The sequence below is a fragment of the Alkalicoccus luteus genome (assembly GCF_052061695.1).
GTDB lineage: Bacteria > Bacillota > Bacilli > Bacillales > Salisediminibacteriaceae > Alkalicoccus > Alkalicoccus luteus.
Window position 1 is genome coordinate 151,419 of the sequence record NZ_JBPZEY010000008.1, and the last position, 20,882, is coordinate 172,300.

General features: G+C 50.8%; 16 protein-coding genes, 7 tRNA genes and 1 rRNA gene. 20 read left to right on the plus strand and 4 right to left on the minus strand.

Annotation, left to right across the window (positions count from 1 at the left end):
• Positions 1-715: 715 nt before the first annotated feature.
• From ACSZLD_RS12245 to ACSZLD_RS12260, 4 genes are all read right to left on the minus strand, one after another.
• The gene (locus ACSZLD_RS12245) at positions 716-3,124 is read right to left on the minus strand and encodes a S8 family serine peptidase (RefSeq protein ID WP_444685335.1); all 2,409 of its coding nucleotides are present in this window, start codon (positions 3,122-3,124) and stop codon (positions 716-718) included.
• A 635-nt stretch (positions 3,125-3,759) separates the two neighbouring features.
• Positions 3,760-5,163, minus strand: coding sequence for a mechanosensitive ion channel (locus ACSZLD_RS12250; protein ID WP_377909720.1), 1,404 nt, complete (start codon positions 5,161-5,163; stop codon positions 3,760-3,762).
• A 246-nt stretch (positions 5,164-5,409) separates the two neighbouring features.
• On the minus strand, positions 5,410-5,577 hold the full coding sequence (locus ACSZLD_RS12255; RefSeq protein ID WP_377909719.1) for a YuzK family famiily protein: 168 nt from the start codon (positions 5,575-5,577) through the stop codon (positions 5,410-5,412).
• 105 nt (positions 5,578-5,682) lie between these two features.
• Positions 5,683-6,831, minus strand: coding sequence for an amidase (locus tag ACSZLD_RS12260; protein ID WP_444685336.1), 1,149 nt, complete (start codon positions 6,829-6,831; stop codon positions 5,683-5,685).
• Positions 6,832-7,119: 288 nt separating this feature from the next.
• Between ACSZLD_RS12260 and ACSZLD_RS12265 the strand changes: the two genes are divergently transcribed.
• The 20 genes from ACSZLD_RS12265 to glmM all read left to right on the plus strand — a co-directional run bounded on the left by ACSZLD_RS12265 (position 7,120) and on the right by glmM (position 20,707).
• Positions 7,120-7,971 (plus strand): FAD binding domain-containing protein, encoded by an 852-nt coding sequence (locus ACSZLD_RS12265; RefSeq protein WP_444685337.1) that lies wholly within the window; start codon positions 7,120-7,122, stop codon positions 7,969-7,971.
• Positions 7,949-8,374 carry a hydroxyisourate hydrolase gene (gene uraH / locus ACSZLD_RS12270; protein ID WP_444685338.1) on the plus strand — a complete coding sequence of 142 codons (426 nt, stop codon included), beginning with the start codon at positions 7,949-7,951 and terminating at the stop codon, positions 8,372-8,374. The genes ACSZLD_RS12265 and uraH overlap by 23 nt, the downstream gene beginning before the upstream one ends.
• A 99-nt stretch (positions 8,375-8,473) precedes the next feature.
• The gene (gene pruA / locus ACSZLD_RS12275; protein ID WP_444685334.1) at positions 8,474-10,021 is read left to right on the plus strand and encodes an L-glutamate gamma-semialdehyde dehydrogenase; all 1,548 of its coding nucleotides are present in this window, start codon (positions 8,474-8,476) and stop codon (positions 10,019-10,021) included.
• A gap of 348 nt (positions 10,022-10,369) precedes the next feature.
• Positions 10,370-11,176, plus strand: a complete 807-nt coding sequence (locus ACSZLD_RS12280) for an alpha/beta hydrolase (protein ID WP_444685339.1) — start codon at positions 10,370-10,372, stop codon at positions 11,174-11,176.
• 364 nt (positions 11,177-11,540) lie between these two features.
• Entirely contained in the window at positions 11,541-12,056 is a 516-nt protein-coding gene (lepB, locus tag ACSZLD_RS12285) for a signal peptidase I (protein WP_377910566.1), read from the plus strand.
• Between the two features lie 147 nt (positions 12,057-12,203).
• Positions 12,204-13,259 carry an iron-sulfur carrier protein/transcriptional regulator SalA gene (gene salA / locus ACSZLD_RS12290; protein WP_377910565.1) on the plus strand — a complete coding sequence of 352 codons (1,056 nt, stop codon included), beginning with the start codon at positions 12,204-12,206 and terminating at the stop codon, positions 13,257-13,259.
• 153 nt (positions 13,260-13,412) lie between these two features.
• The gene (locus ACSZLD_RS12295) at positions 13,413-14,099 is read left to right on the plus strand and encodes a KinB-signaling pathway activation protein (protein ID WP_377910564.1); all 687 of its coding nucleotides are present in this window, start codon (positions 13,413-13,415) and stop codon (positions 14,097-14,099) included.
• A 177-nt stretch (positions 14,100-14,276) separates the two neighbouring features.
• Positions 14,277-14,393: ribosomal RNA gene (rrf, locus tag ACSZLD_RS12300) — 5S ribosomal RNA — on the plus strand.
• Positions 14,394-14,479: 86 nt separating this feature from the next.
• Positions 14,480-14,554: transfer RNA gene (locus ACSZLD_RS12305), tRNA-Asn, on the plus strand.
• A 1-nt stretch (position 14,555) separates the two neighbouring features.
• Positions 14,556-14,631, plus strand: a tRNA-Thr gene (locus ACSZLD_RS12310).
• A 4-nt stretch (positions 14,632-14,635) separates the two neighbouring features.
• Positions 14,636-14,710, plus strand: a tRNA-Glu gene (locus ACSZLD_RS12315).
• A 22-nt stretch (positions 14,711-14,732) separates the two neighbouring features.
• Positions 14,733-14,808: transfer RNA gene (locus tag ACSZLD_RS12320), tRNA-Thr, on the plus strand.
• Between the two features lie 6 nt (positions 14,809-14,814).
• Positions 14,815-14,889: transfer RNA gene (locus ACSZLD_RS12325), tRNA-Gln, on the plus strand.
• A 132-nt stretch (positions 14,890-15,021) separates the two neighbouring features.
• Positions 15,022-15,097 (plus strand) — tRNA-Lys (locus ACSZLD_RS12330).
• 16 nt (positions 15,098-15,113) lie between these two features.
• A tRNA-Ala gene (locus tag ACSZLD_RS12335) sits at positions 15,114-15,189 on the plus strand.
• 314 nt (positions 15,190-15,503) lie between these two features.
• Positions 15,504-16,067, plus strand: a complete 564-nt coding sequence (gene sigW, locus ACSZLD_RS12340; RefSeq protein WP_444685340.1) for an RNA polymerase sigma factor SigW — start codon at positions 15,504-15,506, stop codon at positions 16,065-16,067.
• A gap of 22 nt (positions 16,068-16,089) precedes the next feature.
• Complete coding sequence (locus ACSZLD_RS12345) at positions 16,090-16,725, plus strand: zf-HC2 domain-containing protein (RefSeq protein WP_377910562.1); 636 nt, start codon at positions 16,090-16,092, stop codon at positions 16,723-16,725.
• Positions 16,726-17,067: 342 nt separating this feature from the next.
• Positions 17,068-17,889, plus strand: a complete 822-nt coding sequence (cdaA, locus tag ACSZLD_RS12350) for a diadenylate cyclase CdaA (protein ID WP_502306121.1) — start codon at positions 17,068-17,070, stop codon at positions 17,887-17,889.
• Positions 17,882-19,330: a CdaR family protein gene (locus ACSZLD_RS12355; RefSeq protein ID WP_444685341.1), complete on the plus strand. Its 1,449-nt coding sequence runs from the start codon at positions 17,882-17,884 to the stop codon at positions 19,328-19,330. Before cdaA ends, ACSZLD_RS12355 begins: the two co-directional genes overlap by 8 nt.
• A gap of 12 nt (positions 19,331-19,342) precedes the next feature.
• A complete protein-coding gene (glmM, locus tag ACSZLD_RS12360; protein WP_377910559.1) occupies positions 19,343-20,707 on the plus strand; it encodes a phosphoglucosamine mutase in 1,365 nt (454 codons plus the stop codon).
• Positions 20,708-20,882 lie beyond the last annotated feature (175 nt).

Consider the following 20,882-nt stretch of genomic DNA (forward strand, 5'->3'; position numbering starts at 1 on the left):
GGAGAGCCTCTTTTCAAATTGTCGATAACGTGATTTCAGGTGAATCACCTTGCATCTGTCTGTATTGATGGACACTCGCTTTCCGGAGGGAACGGCCTCGGCTTCTCGTTTTGCTATCCGGCGGATCTTCGCCTCATTCTGATCCTCCCAGGGTCGAGGTCCTTCAATGTCGGCAGCGGGCAGTTCAGTTGACCCCCTTGACGATTGGCACGAGCTAATTAGAAACAGAGGGAGCCCTTCTTTATGCGACGCCTCGATGTCGAATAGGGATGCCAGTGCTCCAGCGTATTCACCATGAAAGCAAAGGAGCCGCGCCTACTGATTGGGACGCTTTTCTCGAACAAACAAATCCCTTTAAGAGGCTTTCCTAGGTGGAGAGCCTCTTTTGTATATGAAGACTCATCCGGGTACGGTCGGTAGTGCTGAGGTGGAGAAAGTTCGTTAAACGGCTCGCAGAATGGTATTTGCGGCGCATTAAAGCACTTTCTTGAATTGTAGTAGAGCTTTGCCTTCCTGAAAAAGTGCAAAGAAGAAGGCTTCCGCACCTCGGAAGCGATCCATATAATATGAGCCCGAAAAGCCGTCTTTACCGTATGAGAAGGTTGATCTGTCACAAACGAGCATTCAGAACTTCCTGTGGAAAGAGTATTCCATTCAATGAAAAAACCGTTCCGGGGAGCTTTTCGCTCCCGGAACGGTTTTTATAAAATCAACATTAGTTAAGTGTCAGTACTCCGCCGGACATGTAAAGTTCCTGCTCACCCAGCTTCGCATAGGTTATAATCTCATAACTTCCAGCAGGAGCTGGCTCGCCGCCGAGTGTCAGGTCCCATGTAAAGCCGTGGATTCCGTTGGAGACGTCCTCAGAAACTGCAGTTTCATAAGGGGCTACTGCACCGGATGTTTCCTGAATAAAGACGCTGAAGTAATCAGCCCCGGCCGGCAGATTAACGGTTCCGGCAAGGTGTCCAGCACTGTTAATGCTTAGAGAAAGCTGGCTCATGATCGGGTAGTCCGGCTGCTGGACGAAGAGGATCGTCGGTACTTCAATAGTAGAAGATCCGTCGCTCAGTTGAATGGTACCTTCGTGGTAGCCAGGCTCAAGTGAAGACGCGTCAACCTGTACACCAAAGTTCAGCTTTTGGGACTGTCCAGGCTGTACGCGCAGGTTGTTGCTGTTCTGCAAGCGGACGCCTTCCATGCCAGTCAGTTCCATTGAGTAGCGCTTTGCTTCATCAGATGTGTTGTGAATGTCAAAGTGTTGACGCTCCACCTGACGACCGTTATCCTTTTCGAAAATACCGAAAGAGTGGCTGCCAGGAACAACAAGTACTTCTGTTTCAATTGCGTCCATCACGCGGATGCTTCCGGCACCCTGGGAATTATGGGCATACGGATTGCCGTCGCGGTCCACCATGTTTTCTGCTGTGTTCATAAGCGAAGACTTTACAAAGTCAACGCCCCAATCCGGGTTTGCTTCCAGAATCAGCGCTGCAGCACCTGCTACGTGCGGTGCGGACATGCTCGTACCCTGCAGAGAAGCATAGCCGTGCGGCTCTTCTTCATTATGGGTTGGAACGGTGCTGACAATGCCGACACCAGGAGCTGAAACATCCGGCTTAATCATCCACGTGTCCATAACCGGTCCGCGGGAAGAGAAATCAGCCATTGTTTCGCCGACTTCACGGTCAAATTCGATCGCGAAGGAGACAGTGTCGTTGCCTGCCTGAACGTCAGCAAGAAGCGCCTGACCATCATCCTGGTTCAGCATAACGGTTGGCAGAGCCAGACCTGGAATTTCCGGCATGGAACCGGCTACGTTGTTGTACATGACAACCCCGACAGCCCCTTCTGCTGCTGCATTTGTTACCTTATCAACGAAGGCGAAATCACCGCGCGAGATTAGTGCGATGTTACCTTCGAGATCCGCTTCTGCAACTTCTTCCTCAGTGGCAAGGCCGGCATCAACAAGCTCATACTCGCCGTCGTTCAGTGCAAGCAGATCATCTACTTCGTCATAGCCCATTACCTGAGCGGAAGAAAGATCCAGTCCGCTTTCTGTTACCACTTCAGCTGTATAGAGGTCAAATGGAAGCTGAGTCGCACCGACAGAAATGGCATCACGGGAAGTACCTGGAGAACCAACTGTCCAGTTGTTCGGTCCGCTGTTTCCGTTTGATGTTACAGCAACTACGCCGTCAGCCATCGCCTGATCAAGCGCAAGGCTTGTGGCAAAGTCCGGATCGTTTGTTGCGTTACCGAGTGACAGGTTCATCACATCTGCGCCGTCTTCCACGGCACGCTCAATCCCTGCGATAACACCCTGAGTGGAGCCGCTGCCGCCTGGACCGAGGACACGGTAGGAGAGCAGCGTTGCGTCAGGTGCAACACCTGTGAACGGGCTGTCAAAGCTTGATGCAACCGTTCCAGCTACGTGCGTTCCGTGATTCGTCGAACCGCCGCGCGGATCTCCAGGAGGAGTTTCTTGCGGGTCATCGTTGTTATCGATGAAGTCCCAGCCTTTATAGTCGCCAAATGCGTGTTCCAGATCCGGGTGTGTGTAGTCGACCCCGGTATCGAGAATGGCAACCGTCACGCCTTCACCCGTATAGCCTGCATCCCACGCTTCATCGGATCCGATGAATGGAGCGCTCTCGTCCATTTCAGGCGATACTTCGCCCATGGAGAATTCGTCAGACTGGACGCTGTCTACTTCATATTCAACATCCGGGTATACAGCTTTAATGCCTTCAACAGAGGCAAGCTCATACAGCTCTTCGCCAGGAAGCTCGAGAGAAAAACCGGAGAAGACAGTATCGTATTCAAAGTTTACTTCAGCTTCTGGAATTACTTCGGCAAGCTCTTCAAAAATATCGGCTCGTGCCTGCTCCAGTACTTCAGCAGACTGAGAGCGGCCGCTCTGTTCTGCAGCGAGAACAGATTCTTCATCAAGTTCAACGACAACGGAAATGTCGCCCTCTGTAACGTTATCTGCATCGAGATGGAATGTAGCAACGGAAGCTTCATCGGAAGACTCCTGCGCTACTGCTGTCCCGCTGAATCCGGAACCAGCGACTAACGCTGCTACTGAAACGACAACACTTTTACGAAATGCTGCTTTCATCAAAACGCCCCTTTTCCTCAAAATAGTATGTGCGGATAATATCCAGACAGACATCTTCCCCCTATCAAGGAAGGATCAGCCGCATTGATTAGAATTTTACAATTATTTTCACAATAAATCTATTGAATTTTTAGAATTGAGAAAATACTACCGAAGTGCCGTGTCTATGCACATTTTGTGTGCAATTGAAGGCATGAAATCGATAAAAGACCTGCCTGTTTAAGGGGCGATATAGCTGTTGGGAGGTCTATGTACCTAATTGAATATTTCGAAAATCGTAATATATAAGAATAAGGTAAGGGAAATGACAGATTACCTGACTGAATATTCATTCAAGCAGATACGTCCCGGCCTGACAGGCTTATGCATGATCGTAAAGAAGGACACAGTCTTTTCGAGTTGCACTGACTGCGGTATCCTTCCCAGGGTCAAACGATGATCAAAAGCCGGAATGACATACACGTTATGTTAAAAAGGAGCCGGGCGGCAATTAAGGTGAATTACATCTATAGTGCTGCATGTATGCAGGATGGTGGAAAAACGAACGCTGACACAAGAGTCTGGACCGTACCGGTGAAAAACAGTAGAAAGCGCCCTTCAGCAGCATGCTGAACGACGCTTTCAAACGTTAGTCTTTATGGCCTTGGGTGGTCCGGATGATCGGGGTCGTCTGGATCCACCGGTTTTGGAGCTGCATCTTCTTCAGGTGGACGAGGCGGGTTCACCGGCGGAGTGCGGTCTGATCCGCCAGCTGTACCGGATGCTCCTGAAGGGCCGCTCTGGCCGCCAGGTGTTTTCGGTCCGGCAGACGGGTCAGCCGGCTTATCGTTTTCTTTCTTCATTTTACGGTCAAGCTCTGCAAGCTTCGTCTTAGCGTAGTCACGTCCACCGACACCAAAGGCAATGGCAAAGGCGACAGAAACAGCACCAAGAATCAGCAGGAATGCCAGATTCACAATCGTTGTCGCGAACTGCAGCTGATCAAACGTCATAAAGGCTGCAAACACGATGATCGTATATTTTACGAGAGAAGCATAGAAGCCGCTTCCGGAGTATTTCTTCACGAGGGCACCAAGGTAGTGGCCTGCGAATAAACCGAGAAGCAGAATCAGCAGGGCACTGACAAGCAGCGGCAGATACGCAAGCACGGCGCCGCCGATATTATTCAGCACTTCCAGCTGGAGTACGTTCAGTGCTTCTACCGTGAAGAAGATGATGATAACAACTTTTACAATCTGTCCAAGAATGGTGGACACGCGGAAGGAACTGCTCTTCGGTCCGTCCATTTCGAAGAAGCTGTATACGTTGTCGACACCAGTTCGCTGCAGCAGATTGATAAGCAGATCACCGACAAAACGGGCGATAAAGTAACCGACCAGTACGAGAATGATGGCGACAAAGACATTCGGAATCATTGCGAGAATGCTGTTAAAGACGTTCGTGATCGGCTCGGAGATCATCTGAATGTTCAGCGTTTCTAGCGCGACCGTGATAATCGGGATCAGCAGGAAGATGAACACGATGTTCGCGAGAATCGCCGACAGCTTCATAGAAGAAGAGCCTTCGAACCGCGTCCATTTATTAAACCAGTGGTCAACCTTCAGACTTTCAAGGGACCGGTAAACGAGATCCTTGACGAGGCGTGCAATAAAAATACCGACAAATAAAATAATAGCAGCTGCAAATATGTTTGGCAGGAATTCCAGGAACGTTTCGGTCATGTTGGCGATTGGGCCGGCGACCGACTCCATGTTCAGTGCATCTAAAATAGCCGGCAGGAATAATATGAAGACGAGGAAATAAACCAGCTTGGAGGTCGCTTCCAATATGCTTGCACCTTGTTCCTCACTTTTGACAAGTGGAGTTTTAGCGAGTCCTTTATGGGCACCAAGCTTTTTTAGCCCTTTTGAAATAATGTTCTTTGCGGCGAGTGCAATGACCCATGCGAGCAGCAGAAGCAGTAGTGCGACGACAATATTCGCAAGAGAGCCAATGAGATCGCTGAGCAATGCTTGAAATTCATTGGTTACATTGTTCATACGCTGTTCCCTCCTATTATGTGATAGTTAACCATATCCAGAAACCTGTGGGAGTAAACGTATTTAGAGGGAATTACATAATATTAATGTAATGGGCTTGAAGGTGACGTTAGTGTCAGGATAAAAAATGAAATAGGCAGATATCTTAACGTGAGAACGTTATAGCCTGTTCGAATGTACCCTGATCATAGCTGCAGAAAACCCCGGACAAGGTTCTGTCCGGGGCTCTCCATGGCGATTATTTCATTAACGGATGCGCTGGTTGATCGCATGCACCTGCGCAAGTCCTTCCTGATAGCTGCGGGCACGTCGTCGTTCAACGGTCAGCTTTCGTTCAATACACTGCTCGTATTCCTGGAATGAGTAGCCGTGATTTAAATGCATCGAGCGCTCAATTAATTCTGTCGTTTGCAAGGTAGCGTTCCCCTTTCCAATAGTCTTACTGTGGTATATTTCCTGACAAAGGAAACGGCAAACGAAAAAAGGGAAAAGTAAGAAATTAGCAGCAGAGCCTCTTTGTTATAAGAGTGAAACGCTGAGTCTTTGTTCATCGTTAGAAATGTGCTTTCCGACCCAGGAAAAGAGCGAGTCTTCTGAACCTGGTGCGCCGATGACAGAGAAGCTGATACGTCGTCCAGCCGACTTAATGGGAATCGTCAGCTGAGGAAGCCCGCCGATGCCGGCAATCGCGCAAAGCCGCAAACTGCGGGTTCTTATATCGTCTACTTGTACCGGAGGCAGGTTTTTGACTGGAGCAGGTCCCGGGGCGGTTGGAATGACGAGGATGCTTCCGGCCGCCAGCTGCTGAAGCTGCTTACGAAGCGCGTTTCGCTCTGCAACCGCCTCAGCTGCTTCCGCTGCGGAAATGCGGGAAGCGGCTTCAAACCGTTCTTTAATGCCGGGGCCGAACGCTGGTACATGCTCGGTCACCCACGTGCCGTGCTGCTCCCATATCTCAGCAGCCTGCACGACGCGGAACGTTTCCTGCAGGTGCGCAAGAGAAAGTCCGCCTGATTTTACCGGAAGCGGATCCAACTGATCCATGATCTGCTTATCTTCCGCAAGCTCCCACGCTTCTTCGAGGAAATAAACATCGGTCGGTCCTTCATCTGTCTGCGGATAAAAAAGAGAAGCGGCCTGCTGCAACGTATCGAAATCGGGGCTTAACAAGCCGATCGTATCGAAAGAAGGCGCAAGCGGAATCAGGCCTGCTGTGGAAATACGTCCATGGGTAGGACGAAGTCCGTACAGTCCGCAATACGCCGCAGGAATGCGGATCGATCCGCCGGTGTCAGTTCCAACGGCAAAATCACAGTCCCCCGAAGCAGCGGCAGAAGCAGAGCCGCTGGACGATCCGCCCGGTATACTCTCCGGAGCAAGCGGATTAAGCGGCGTGCCGTAGTGGGCATTTTCCCCGTGCAGGCTGTACATCAGTTCATCCGTTACGGTCAGCCCTTGAATCGAGGCGCCCGCCTTTAACAAAATCTCCAGTGCTGGAGCCGTCGTACTGGCAGGCGGGTGGGTGCGGAGCCAGTCCGGATTCCCCGCCGTGCTCGCTGTCCCTTTTACGTGAAAGACATCCTTCACCGCGAACGTTTTCCCCTGCAGCGGACCGCTCTTTTCACCGGGAAGACGGACATCGGGCTGAGTATAGGCTGTTTTTTCCATCACTGATCATCCTTTCTGTCTATCATCAGATGCGTGTTGTACCAGTATAGCGTGTCAATGTAGATTCTCCGTTCGTTTTTGTGTGAAATCTTCGGGGAAGACGGCTGAAGCATTGGTACAGCAGGAAAAAGAAGTCGAAAAAGTGTGTCAGAAAATATAACAGATTGAAAAAATCCTGTCAGCTGATCTGACGAAATAACTGTTTATTGAAAACTGACCCTCTATAGTAAACGGTATACTCCGCCGTTTCTGTCTTCTGCGACCAATCACAAAGAGGAGGGTATCATCGTGACAACGACAAAGGTGTGGAAACCAGATCATTTGAAGGCCGTCTGGGAACTGACTGAGCAATTTCAGGAAGACTGCTGCTACACTGTTGATGGTATCCGGGTCACAGCCGGAGCCGGGCGAGAAACGATTGCCCTGGACGCGTTAACGGAGCTGCATCAAGGGCTTTGTGAACGCAAAGGAACGATATATGCGGGACCGCTTGTAACGTATGAGGAACTCATGCACCATCCGCTGATTCAACGCGAAGCACCATTGCTCGCCGAAGCATGCAGAAAAGGACTGCTGGAGAGTGAGCGGCAGATGGCTTTTGCGGTCGATGTATTGTTACAGTCCGGCGCGGCACTGCTCCCGCTGCTGCTGTATGATGCGGTGTTGATCTGGGCACTGCCAGAAGGCGTGAAACAGCAGCCGCTGGAAGAATGGCTGAAAGAAGACGCGAGTGAGAAACGGGTGCTGCTCGCGGTAGAAATACATCCTGTACCCGTCTGCGGGGAAACGCTGCGGTTTTTTCGGACATCAGGGAAGCCGGATATGTTCACCTCAAGCCGCGTAACAGCTGCGGGGGTGGTGACTTTTACGCTGGAGGGAGACGTATCGGACGTTCGTCTCGCTGCAGGCAGCGGGCACCACGCTCCTGTGAGGCTGCGTGGAACAGAAGACCTGTTTCGCAGGTCTTCGGCACGAAAGCTGTTTCCGGCCCTCGTGTACCAGCAAATAAAAGAAGAATTTATACCGCCGCACGATTTGTTTGCATCGTCCGGCTATCAAGGAAGCCAAACAGCTAATTTGATTGTAAAAGAATGGCAGCGCCGCGGGAGGGATCATCATGCAGAAACCGTTCACGGATAGACCTGGCAGGGAAAAAGAGAGAGGTTTTTCAATCCAGCAGCTTGCGAAGGGCTGTACGCTGACTACGCACGTGTGGGACACGAGCATCGGCCGGCCTGCATCGGGGCTGTTGGTCGAGCTTTGGCGATACACTCAGGAACAAGGAGAATATGTGAAACTGAAAGAAGGGCGGCTGGATGATTCCGGCCGTCTTCTTCATCCGCTGTTGGAAGGGGAAACGTTTCAAAAAGGGAAATACGAGCTGCTCTATGATGTGCAGGCTTATTTTGAGGAGCGCGGCTTGATGCAGACTGATGCTTTTTACAGTGTCATTCCTGTCAGCTTTTCGATCAACCGAGAGGAAAGTTGCCATATTCCTTTGTACATTTCCCCAGGAGGCTACAGTACCTATCAAACCTCTTAAATTCAGAATTGAAGGAATATTTCTGTTTAGAAGGATCACTTCCTCCTCGTGTCGAAATGAGCTTATGCTGATTTTTACTCACGAAAGGGGACAGGAGCTATGTATACAGATTATAAGCACGAACCGTTTACGGATTTCACGAAGGAAGAGAACCAGAAAGAATTTTTAGAGGCCCTCGCGGTCGTGAAAAAAGACATCGGCAAGGAATACCCGCTCGTCATTGACGGCAAAGAGGTCACGACCAAGGACAAGCTCGTCAGCTACAACCCGTGCAACCACGACGAAGTGATCGGCAGCGTCTCCAAAGCGTCCACAAAGGACATCGACGCGGCATTTGAGGCTGCGAAGAAGGCGTTCCCGGCCTGGAGCCAGACGAACCCGGTCGCGCGCGCCGAGCTGTTGTTCCGTGCCGCGGCGATCATGCGCCGCCGCAAGCACGAGCTGTCGGCGACGGTCGTCAAGGAAGCGGGCAAGCCGTGGGTGGAAGCGGACATTGAAGTGGCCGAAGGGATCGACTTCCTCGAGTACTACGGCCGCCAGATGATCGAGCTGAAAGACGGCAAGAAGATTGAAAGCCGTGACGGCGAAAGCAACCAGTACCTCTACACGTCCGCGGGGGTCGCGGTGACGATTCCGCCGTGGAACTTCTCGGCGGCGATCATGATGGGCACGACGGTGGCGCCGCTTGTCGCCGGCAACACGGTGCTCCTGAAGCCAGCCGAGCCGACACCGATCATCGCCGCGAAGTTCGTGGACATCATGCGCGAAGCGGGTGTGCCGGACGGCGTACTGAACTTCGTGCCGGGAGAGCCGCATGAAATCGGCGACTACCTCGTCGATCACAAGGACACGGCGCTGATCACGTTCACCGGATCGAAGGCCACCGGCCTTCGCATCATGGAACGGGCGGCGAAGGTGCAGGAAGGCCAGCGCCACTTGAAGCGTGTGCTCGCGGAAATGGGCGGGAAGGACACCGTCGTGGTCGATAAGGATGCCGACGTGGAAACGGCGGTCAACGCGATCGTCACGGCCGCGTTCAACTTCTCCGGCCAGAAGTGCTCGGCCGGAAGCCGTGCCGTGATCCATGAGGATCTGTACGACACGGTCGCGCAGCGCGTCGTCGAAGAGACGGAAAAGCTCACGCTCGGCGACAGCGAGAAGTACGAGAACTACCTCGGACCGGTCATCAACCAGAAGGCGTATGACAAGGTGACGAGCTACATTGAGATCGGCAAGAAAGAAGCGACGCTGCTCACCGGCGACGAGTCCGATGACAGCACCGGCTTCTTCATCAAGCCGACGATCTTCGGCGATGCCGCACCGGATGCGCGCATCATGCAGGAGGAGATCTTCGGACCGGTGCTGGCGCTCTGCAAGGCATCGAGCTACGAAGAGGCGATCGACATTGCGAACAACACCGAGTACGGCCTGACCGGCGCGGTGATCTCCAACAACGTTGACCACCTCGAGTACGCGAAGCAGAACTTCCACGTCGGGAACCTGTACTTCAACCGCAACTGTACCGGGGCGATTGTCGGCTACCACCCGTTCGGCGGGTTCAAGCTGTCCGGCACGGATTCCAAGGCCGGAGGCCCGGACTACCTGCTTCAGTACCTGCTTCCAAAATCCATCAGCCAGATGCTGTAAAACAGCCACGGCATGAGAAGGGGCTCTCCATGACGGAGAGCCTCTTTTTTTGAGTGAGGAAGAAAGAGGCAGTGGTTTGCATCGCCTTGCTCCCTGGTTCTCAGAATGGTCTGTTCCGTTATAGTTCCCGCTGTGGCATGGCGTTAAGTCGTTCTTAGCCAACGCTGCATGGCACTTGCCTCGCGTTGGGCAGAAGCGATCCATGAATGAAAAAGGAATTTGGTAGTTAATCGATGTCTTTGCCCTTGGGCGCGCCACAACCGCCCACACGTATCGTTCCAGCTGAAAGCAGCTTTGAGTGCGCTGTGAATCGGGTAGGAGGGTATATAGAGATGAGGAGGGAGTACCATGGGAACATTGGTGAAGCTGATCCTGACTGCAGGCGGCGCAGCGGGGCTTCTTTTACTGCTCATTTACCTGTTTCAGGACCGGCTCTTGTTCTTTCCGCAGACGATGTCCGAGCAGGAGGCAGAGCAGGCCGCAGCGCGCGAACCACGTGCGGAAACGGTCCAGTTTGAGATGGATGACGGAACTGAACTGCACGGATGGCTCATGCAGGCAGAAGAACAGCCGGGAGAGCAGCTGCTTGTTTATTACGGAGGCAACGGCGAAGAAGTCTCCGGCCAGATCATGGAGATGGCCGGTCCGCTGTCAGACTGGGATGTGCTGCTTGTCAATTACAGGGGGTATGGTATGAGCGGCGGCACGCCAGAGGAAGAGGCGCTCTATCAGGATGCGGAGCATATATTTGAAGAAGCTGCTGCTGGCTATGAGCGCACAGCAATGATGGGAAGAAGCATCGGGACGGCGATTGCAGTGAGAACAGCAGCCATTTTTCAGCCGGATGACGTTGTACTGATCTCTCCTTTTGATCGTCTGGAAGAAGTCGCAGCAGAAGCGTATCCTTTCCTGCCAGTGCGTACACTGCTGCGCTCAGAATTCGATACGGCGTCACGTATCAACGAGCTGGAGCACATGCTCGTGCTCGCCGGAGGCAGTGATCAGATTATAACGCCTGCCCGGACAGAGGCACTGCTGGATGAATATGAGGGAGAGGCAGTCTTTCATCTGCTCGAAGGCAGAGGCCACAATGACCTCCATCTGCACCCGGAGTTCTGGCCGCTGATTGAAGCGTATTTGCAGGAACGTTCATAGAGGAATCATCGTTTGAACTATGTAAAAAATGAGGTAACGGTTTATTTTTTTCATAAAAAAGGAATGGAGCAATAATCACTTATAAGGAGGACGTTCATTATGCTTCGAACTATTTTAATGGTTATTGGTGCGCTGGTTGTTATCAGCTTGATCCTGAGTCTGCTCTAATTGCTATCATCTCTTTATAAGCGTACATAGGGACACTATGTACAAGAAGAGCCCCTTATTCAGGGGTTCTTTTTTATGGACTTGCAATCTTTCTGTAATTTTTCACAGACTTGAACCGTGTATTTCACGTGGAAATATGCTATTATGATGGGCGAAACTAACGACGTTCACGGAGTGAACAGAGGAGGATGCCGACGTGGCAGAAGAAAAGAAAAAAGGGTCATGGCTCGTACCGATTATTGTAGCTGTGGCTGTGGCGTTTGTTGTGCGTTCGTTTTTTATCGCTCCGTATGTAGTGGAAGGAGCTTCTATGGAACCTTCCTTATATGATAGTGACAGAATCCTGGTAAACAAAACGGCAACGTGGCTCGGTGAATTTGAACGAGGCGATGTCATCATTATAGAAGGTGAAAACAACCGTCACTACGTGAAACGAGTGATCGGCCTTCCTGGTGAAACATTGGAGATGGAAGAAGGGGCGCTGTTTGTTGACGGAGAACAGATAGAAGAACCGTATTTGGATGAGCTTTATGATTACAATGAGACGATTGACGAAGTGACGCTTCCGGAAGGGGAATACTTTGTCATGGGGGATAACCGCGGTAACAGTCTGGACAGCCGAAACGGTCTTGGTCTGATTGATGAAGAGTTTATCGTAGGTCGTTCTACGGTCGTGTTTTTCCCGTTTACAAACGTGCAGATTACAAATTAAATCCGCGTGACCTTCGTGAGCCTTCTCATGAAGGTTCTTTTTGTCAGAAGTGAACTTTTGGAGTGCGCGACACTGAAGCACGGCAGTGTCTGTGTTATAATGGCAGTTGTTGTAATCGAATTCATTCACGTAAAGGAAGGTGTCCGCATGATCACGGAAGAACAAGTCAAAAGCGTGCTCGAGGGCATAAATGACCCTCACCTGCATACATCGCTTACAGAAATCGGCGCCATTAAAGAAATCAAAATAAAAGAAAAGCTTCTCAGTCTCAAGCTGGCGATTGCTCAGCCGGGAACTGCTGAGCAGATGCAGCTTCAAAATGAAGTCGTGACGGCATTAAAAGAAGCTGGTGCTGACTCTGTCGGCCTCCGTTTTGAGAAGCTGTCAGACGACGTCATTGCCCAGTACGCTTCGGAACAGGAAGAAGAGAGCGGATCCCTGTTGGATCGTACAGATAAAACGACGTTCATTTCCATTACAAGTGGTAAAGGGGGCGTCGGAAAATCGACGGTGTCCGTCAATCTTGCTGTTTCGCTTGCTCGTGAAGGGAAAAAGGTTGGAATCATTGATGCAGACATCTACGGCTTCAGTGTACCAGATATGATGGGAATCGAAGAACGCCCTCGTGTGGAAGGAGAACGGATTTATCCGGTGGAGCGCTTTGGCGTACAAGTCATTTCCATGGGCTTCTTCGTGGAGGACAACTCGCCAATCATCTGGCGCGGTCCAATGCTCGGGAAAATGCTCAATAACTTCTTCAATGAAGTAGAGTGGGATGATCTCGACTACTTGATTCTCGATCTGCCACCGGGAACAGGAGATGTGGCGCTTGATATTCACTCCATGCTGCCGCAGACGAAGGAAATTATCGTCACTACACCGCACGCAACAGCAGCCTTCGTTGCAGCGCGTGCCGGCGCAATGGCGCTGAAAACGGAGCATGAAATTCTTGGTGTTATTGAAAACATGGCGTATTTTGAAAGTAAAACGACTGGTGAAAAAGAATATGTGTTCGGACAGGGCGGAGGCGACAAGCTTGCTGAAGAACTGAAAACGAGCGTGCTGGCACAAGTGCCGCTCGGTCAGCCTGACATGGATCGCGGTGTGTTTGCACCATCGGTTTATGAAGAGGAGCACCAGATCGGGAAAATTTACAGCGAGATTGCGTCAAAGGTAATTGAGCAGACAAAAAAAGATAGCTGATCTGCCCCGGTGTGAGGATCCCCCTCACACCGGTTTTTCGTGGTCGGAATGTTTTGACCGTCAGATTGTGACAAGCCGGTGAAAACGGTGGCGGCGCCTGTGCGGCTTCTGCTACAATGGAGCGTGGACACATATGCGTTAGGAGGAACACGCGTGAATTCGAGAAAAGTCGTTTTTCTATTTAATTCCACGCTGTTAATCGGAACAGGCTTTGGCTTTTTAATGGGCTTTTTCCTCGATTTTCAGACACACATAAATGATCTGGCAAACTTTAATTTTGCCGGCCTGACGGTCGTAGCGATCACGGCTGCGATCTGGACAGTCATCGCTCAGATGGGCTTCTTCGCTTACTTGACGATTCACCGCTTCGGGCTTGGGATGTTCAAATCTGCCTCGTTATGGAATAAGGTGCAGATTGTTCTCATTGCATTTGCCCTGTTCGACCTGATGTTTTTCAGGTGGCTCGTATTTGCGGATGGAGAGAGCATCGTCGGCTATGCGGTTATGCCGATTCTCCTGCTTATTTACAGCTGGATTGTAGCAGTCATCAAGTCCCGTGAAACGAACTACTCCGCGTTCGTACCGACTCTGTTTTTCATGGTTGTTGTGACGACAATTGAGTGGGTGCCGGCGCTGACTCAGAATGACATGACGTTTATCATCAATGCAATTGTGCCTCTGCTCGTTGCGAATACATGGCAGATCCTCGTCCTGCACCGTCTGCACGAACAGCCAAACGGCAAGCAGCCCTCCACAAAGGCAGATCAGGAGCGGGACCGTAAAATTACGGCGGCAACAAAGCAGAAGAAAAAAGGCAAAAAGCAAAAGCGCGCGACATAACATGCGGGGAGGATGAAAACTTGATTATACGCTGGTTTTCGTCCTCCATTCCTTCCTGGAGATCAGGCAGTCATCCGGGAGAGAGAAAAAAATATAAAAAAGTATCACGAACCCCTTGCCAAGCGGACTCACTTTATAGTAATATACTAAATGTCCTGAGGGACACAAACACCATAACCTAGTGACGATAGCGGTGAGGTCACACCCGTTCCCATGCCGAACACGGAAGTTAAGCTCACCAGCGCCGATGATAGTTGGGGGCTCTCCCCCTGCGAAAGTAGGACGTCGCTAGGTCCTTTTTTTCTTTTATACCTTCACGATGATGGACGCCGGTTTCTCCCTGGAGGAGGAGCGAGTGTCAACACGTTTCTATTTTTTATTCCACAGTAGCTCAGTGGTAGAGCTATCGGCTGTTAACCGATCGGTCGTAGGTTCGAATCCTACCTGTGGAGCCATGCTTCCTTAGCTCAGTTGGTAGAGCGCATCCATGGTAAGGATGAGGTCAGCGGTTCAAGCCCGCTAGGAAGCTCCATCATGGCCCGTTGGTCAAGTGGTTAAGACACCGCCCTTTCACGGCGGTAACACGGGTTCGAATCCCGTACGGGTCACCATTTTTCTTTTTTTATGGTGTGAGCTGGCCTAGCTCAATTGGTAGAGCAACTGACTTGTAATCAGTAGGTTGGGGGTTCAAGTCCTCTGGCCAGCACCATAACGCAGGGCTATAGCCAAGCGGTAAGGCATCGGATTTTGATTCCGTGATTCGCAGGTTCGAATCCTGCTAGCCCTGCCATTTTCTTTTCATGGGTGATCGCAAAAGAAAATGGGTAAAGACAGCCTTAAGAACGTAAAAGTGAGTGTACATCTGGTACGCGACAAGAGCGAAGCAGACGAAGAGACATGCAGCTTATCTGTAATCAAACGAGAGCCATTAGCTCAGTTGGTAGAGCATCTGACTTTTAATCAGAGGGTCGAAGGTTCGAGTCCTTCATGGCTCACCATTTACATATCACATACGGGGCCTTAGCTCAGCTGGGAGAGCGCCTGCCTTGCACGCAGGAGGTCAGCGGTTCGATCCCGCTAGGCTCCACCATACATATTGTTTGAAGCACTTCGGACGCATCTATCGTCTGAGGTGTTTTTTTGTGAGTCTTAAGCGGAACGAACAAAAAAGCTGGTCAACGAAAATAAAAATGAAACTTTCGATGCGGGTATTCCGTAAATGGACAGGACGGGCAACTCCAGCTCTGGATAACTGCTTTGTTTTTCCATAATATTAGTGATTTTGAATCCCGGTCCCTCGGTGTTTTCTTCCATTTCTCATGGTAAAATGAGAAAGGTATTTTTGAAACCTTATCAGGTTGCAGTCGTAAATGAAGTAACCGCAGCGAAGCGGAGGGTGCAGGGATGGACATAGTAGTAAAAAAAATCGTTCGTGAGGTTAAGCGCGGCAATCAGGATGCGTTCGCTGAGCTCGTGGATTTATATAAGGATAAAGTGTTTCATATTGCGTACCGCATGCTTGGAAATGCACATGAAGCACAGGATGTTTCACAGGAAGCTTTCCTGCGTGCCTACACGAACATCGAGTCCTATGATGAAAACCGAAAGTTCTCCACGTGGATTTTCCGGATTGCGACAAACTTGTCCATTGACCGGATCCGCAGAAAAAAACCGGATTTTCATCTGGAGGATCAAGTAGGCGGCACCGACAACCTGGATTACCACTCCCAGTTTGCAGCAGACATTGATCTGCCTGAAGATCAGGTTGTGAAGCTGGAGATGCAGCAGTGGATTCAGGATGAAATTATGGCACTTCCACCGAAATACCGCTCTGCTATTATACTGAAATACCTGGAAGATCTGTCGCTGAAAGAAATCAGCGAGGTTATGAATCTCCCGGTAGCGACGGTGAAAACCCGTATCCATCGTGGACGGAAAGCACTTCGCAAGCGGCTGGGTCAAGCCTAGCTGCAGAAAGGAGACAGGCGCCATGGCGTGCACACGGGATAAGCAGCAAGTGATTAATCAGTATTTAGATGAGGAAATGACGCTGCTTGAATCAAAACAATTTGAAGAGCATCTTCACTCGTGTCCGGACTGTGAAAAGCATGTTCGGGAACTGAAAAAAACAACCGCCATCATTCAAAGTGCGTCCCATTTTGAAGCGCCGAAGGACTTTACTGCGGGGGTCATGGACAGGCTTCCGAAACAGTCAAAGACAAAGCGCTGGCAGCAGTGGATCCGCAGGCACCCGATCGTGCTTACGGCAGCTGTCTTTTTCCTCGTCTTCGTAACAAGCCTTTCTGCAGGCTTTGGAGCAGAAGAGGAAATCGTCGTCAGAGGCGACGGGCATTTTATTATAAACGAGTCAGAGAGGACCGTTATTATTCCGGAGGGCAGCGCCATTCAAGGCGATTTGTTTATCCGCAATGGAGATGTCGAAGTGAATGGTGAAGTATCCGGCGACATCACCGTCGTCAACGGCCGTCATCTGCAGGCCTCCTCCGCCCAGATCAGCGGTGATATTGAAGAGATCAACCAGACTTTCGAATGGCTTTGGTTCGAAATGAAGACGCTCTGGAATGATGCGGTTCCCTTTCTAACACCAGCATCGGAAGAGGAATAAAACAGGCTGCCTCCTTACATACAGGGGGCAGCTTTTTTTAGTATAGAGGTCGGGACTGGAGAAGCGAAACGAATAGGCGTTATGAACCGGCAGCGGTTAAACGAGTTCTCAGCTGAAGTGACCGTTTTTTTTCTGCGGGTGCAGAGCTTTTTAAGAAATAGGTGCATAGAGAAAATACTGTAAAAGCAAAAGCTTGTCACTTCATTCTACATAAAGAGTGATGAGAATAACCCGCGTGATTCCGGCGAATTTCCCATGGTATTTTACGATAAGAGCCCGGATAACTATGATATAATGAGAATCGTTGGAATGTCTTGCCTGAGTAAAGGCGCTGGGGGAAACATTATGCTGGAAGATCTCACCCTGCTGCGGGCACTCGCCATCATTGTCGATGTCTCGCTGGTAGCTTTTGTTATTTATAAATTAATTATGGTTATACGCGGTACCCGGGCTGTCCAGCTCGTGAAAGGGATTACCGTTATTTTAGCTGTCTGGTTTTTAAGCGGCTATCTTGGATTGAATACGCTGCAGTGGATTATGCAGCAGGCAGTTACATACGGTCTCCTCGCGATCATTATCATTTTTCAGCCGGAGCTTCGCCGTGCCCTGGAACAGCTTGGCCGCGGCCGCTTTTTCCAGTCAACATCGTCGGCGGATGATCAGGAGGTGCGCCATTCGATTGAGCATATCATTACTGCTGCGAAGTACATGGGCAAGCGCCGCATCGGGGCCCTCATGTCGATTGAACGTGACACGGGAATGACTGATTACATTGAAACCGGTACTCCGATGCATGCAGAGCTCACATCAGAGCTTTTGATTAACATTTTTATCCCGAACGCCCCGCTTCACGATGGGGCCGTAATTATAAAAGGAAACGAAATTATGGCGGCCGGATGCTACCTGCCGCTCTCTGAAAATCCGTTTATCTCCAAAGAGCTTGGGACGAGACATCGTGCCGCTTTAGGGGTCAGTGAAGTAACCGATTCTATTACGATTGCTGTGTCAGAAGAGACTGGAGGTATATCAATTACGAAAAACGGCGAGATGCACCGAAACCTGGAGGAAGACGGGATTCGCAGCATGCTGGAGCGCGAGCTGCTGAGCCGCCAGGAAACGAATGGTTCATCCCGCTGGCAGTGGGGAGGCCGTAAAAATGGATAGGCTGTTCAGCAAAGGATGGTTCATTAAACTGGCATCCATTGTGATTGCGATCATGCTTTTCCTGATGGTAAACATGGACACACAGCCTCAGCAGGCCGGCGCAGGACTGCCGATACCGGGAGTGACCGATGGCGAGCGGGTACTGGAGGAAGTGCCGTTAAACGTGTATTACGATGATGAACAATATGTATTGACTGATGCGCCGGAAACGGTTCAGGTTGTGCTGCGCGGACCAAACAGCGCGCTGACGCTCGGCCAGGCAACTCAGGGACAGCAGGAAATCTATATCGACCTGGAAAATGAAGAAGCGGGAACGCACTTTGAACGAATTCAGCACCGGGGTTTTCCGCCTGATTTAAGAGTTTCGATTGTTCCGCTTACCGTACAGGTCTCTCTTCAAGAGAGGCAGACAGCCTCCTATCCGGTCGATATCCAGATTCTGAACGAAGAGGAGCTTGCAGAAGGCTATACGATCGGTGAACCGGAGGCATCGCCAGGTACGATTGATGTCACGGCTGCATCCGGCATGCTGGAGCAGGTTGCACAGGTTCGGGCCGCAGTTGACGTGAGCGGCCGGTCAGAGAGTTTTACTGATACCGCTTCTGTGGTATTATATGATGAGTCTGGAAACGAATTGGGCATCAATACCGATCCGCCTGCCGTAGACGTTACCGTACCAATCACAAGCCCGAATAAATCCGTTCCGCTTCGGCTGAGCCGCAATGGCGAGCTTGCTGATGGACTGGCGATTGATTCGGTCAGCCTGGATCCGGAGGAAGTAACGATTTACGGTCCAGTCGATGTGTTAAACGATATTTCCGTGATTGATCTTGATGAGCTTGACTTAGAGGAGCTCGAAGGAGATACGACGCTGACCGTTCCTGTACCGGTACCGGACGGGGTTGAACGCGTCGAACCGGGAGAAGTGACGGTTGAGATTGATACGACTGCAGAGCAAGAGCGGGAATTTTCTTCATTCTCTATTGATGTGGAGTCCCTGCCGGATGACTGGACGTTTCATTTCCCGGGAAATGAAGACGGCACGTTTACGCTTCGTGCACTAGGCAGCACGGAGCAGCTTGACCGGATCAGCCGGGATGATCTGGAAGCGTCAGTTGATGTGGACGGGCTTGAAGAGGGAACGCATATGGTACCTTTAGCAATTGGAGGCCCGCAGAACGTCCGCTTTCCACAAAACGGATCTGACGTGGAAATCACCATCGAGGACGAATCGAGCAGTGAAGCGGCGAACGATGCTTCGGAGGAGACGACTACGTCTGAGGAAGCTGACGAACCGCAGGAGAACGCGAACAATGAAGCCGCTGACGAAAATGTCGAAGTCAACGCTCAGGAAAGCGAAGAAGAGGAAACAACGACCGATGAAAACGAGCCGGATGAACCGGCAGACGATAATTCGACTATAAATGAAGATGAAGAATAGGAGAGATATTGGATGGGGAAATTCTTTGGTACTGACGGAGTCCGCGGTACAGCCAACACAGAGCTGACGCCCGAACTCGCGTTTAAACTGGGACGCTTCGGCGGCTACGTCCTGACGAAAGAGACGAGCAAGCCGAAGATTTTAATTGGACGGGACACCCGTATTTCCGGACACATGCTGGAAAGTGCTCTTGTAGCCGGGCTTTTGTCCATTGGAGCCGAGGTCATGCGTCTTGGCGTCATTACGACACCTGGCGTTGCGTATTTGACAAAAGCGCTCAGCGCTGACGCTGGCGTCATGATTTCAGCCTCACACAATCCGGTTCCGGATAACGGCATTAAGTTCTTTGGGTCGGATGGCTTTAAGCTGCTGGATGAGCAGGAAGAAGAAATTGAAAAGCTGCTTCATCTGGAAGATGATATGGAGGACGATCTTCCTCGGCCAGTCGGCGGCGATATTGGCGTTGTCAGCGATTATTTTGAGGGCGGACAAAAATATCTCCGTTACTTGAAACAGACGGTGGAAAATGACTTCTCCGGTCTTCATGTTGCACTTGACTGTGCCAACGGGGCAGCTTCTCCGCTTGCGAACCATTTATTTGCAGATCTTGAAGCAGAAGAGATCTCCTGTATTGGTTCGTCGCCAAACGGGGTAAACATCAACGAACAGGTTGGTTCCACACATCCGGAAGAGCTTGTTGAGCTTGTGAAGGAAAAAGGGGCTGACATTGGTCTGGCCTTCGACGGCGATGCAGATCGACTGATTGCCGTTGATGAAAAGGGACAGATTGTAGATGGAGACCAGATTATGTACATCTGCGCCAAGTATTTAAATGCCCGCGGCGACCTGAAGCAAAATACGCTTGTGACGACCGTAATGAGCAACCTTGGTCTGTACAAAGCGCTGGAGCAGGAAGGGATCGCCACGAAGCAGACTGCTGTCGGCGACCGCTACGTCATGGAAGCCATGCGCAACGGTGACTACAGCCTTGGCGGGGAACAATCCGGACACTTGATCTTCCTGGATCATTCCACAACCGGGGACGGGCTGCTTTCAGCTCTCCAGCTTGTGCAAATCGTTAAAACCTGCGGCAAACCATTGTCTGAGCTTGCAGCAGAAGTACCAAAATATCCGCAAAAGCTTGTGAATGTCCGGGTGCAGGATAAGCATGCCCTTGCAGGCAATTCCGTTATCAATGCGGAGATCGAAGCGGTTGAAGCAGAGATGAATGGGGAAGGACGCATTCTGGTACGCCCATCCGGAACGGAGCCGCTCGTGCGTGTCATGGCGGAAGCTCCAACAGCGGAAACATGCGATAAATACGTCGCGAAAGTAGTTGACATCGTGAAGCAGGAGCTTGGCAGCCTGCAAAAATAATACAAAGGCCGTCCCAAATGGGGCGGTCTTTGTCAGAATATAGACAAAGTCAATTAGGCTACATGTTTATTCATTTTGTGGTATTTCCCTTTTGCTTACCTAGCCTGCCGTGGGCTTGCCTTCAGCTATTTCTCAGGTTGACCCCTGTATGAAGGGAAGGATGGCTCGGCTTCAC

What these genes read in the sequence shown, in the direction of transcription:
- salA (WP_377910565.1), top strand. Translation starts at nt 12,204, where the DNA reads ATGATCACGGAAGAACAAGTCAAAAGCGTGCTCGAGGGCATAAATGAC.
- glmM (WP_377910559.1), top strand. Translation starts at nt 19,343, where the DNA reads ATGGGGAAATTCTTTGGTACTGACGGAGTCCGCGGTACAGCCAACACA.
- pruA (WP_444685334.1), top strand. Translation starts at nt 8,474, where the DNA reads ATGTATACAGATTATAAGCACGAACCGTTTACGGATTTCACGAAGGAA.
- sigW (WP_444685340.1), top strand. Translation starts at nt 15,504, where the DNA reads ATGGACATAGTAGTAAAAAAAATCGTTCGTGAGGTTAAGCGCGGCAAT.
- ACSZLD_RS12245 (WP_444685335.1), bottom strand. Translation starts at nt 3,124, where the DNA reads ATGAAAGCAGCATTTCGTAAAAGTGTTGTCGTTTCAGTAGCAGCGTTA.
- ACSZLD_RS12250 (WP_377909720.1), bottom strand. Translation starts at nt 5,163, where the DNA reads ATGAACAATGTAACCAATGAATTTCAAGCATTGCTCAGCGATCTCATT.
- ACSZLD_RS12260 (WP_444685336.1), bottom strand. Translation starts at nt 6,831, where the DNA reads ATGGAAAAAACAGCCTATACTCAGCCCGATGTCCGTCTTCCCGGTGAA.
- ACSZLD_RS12355 (WP_444685341.1), top strand. Translation starts at nt 17,882, where the DNA reads ATGGATAGGCTGTTCAGCAAAGGATGGTTCATTAAACTGGCATCCATT.
- ACSZLD_RS12280 (WP_444685339.1), top strand. Translation starts at nt 10,370, where the DNA reads ATGGGAACATTGGTGAAGCTGATCCTGACTGCAGGCGGCGCAGCGGGG.
- ACSZLD_RS12345 (WP_377910562.1), top strand. Translation starts at nt 16,090, where the DNA reads ATGGCGTGCACACGGGATAAGCAGCAAGTGATTAATCAGTATTTAGAT.
- uraH (WP_444685338.1), top strand. Translation starts at nt 7,949, where the DNA reads ATGCAGAAACCGTTCACGGATAGACCTGGCAGGGAAAAAGAGAGAGGT.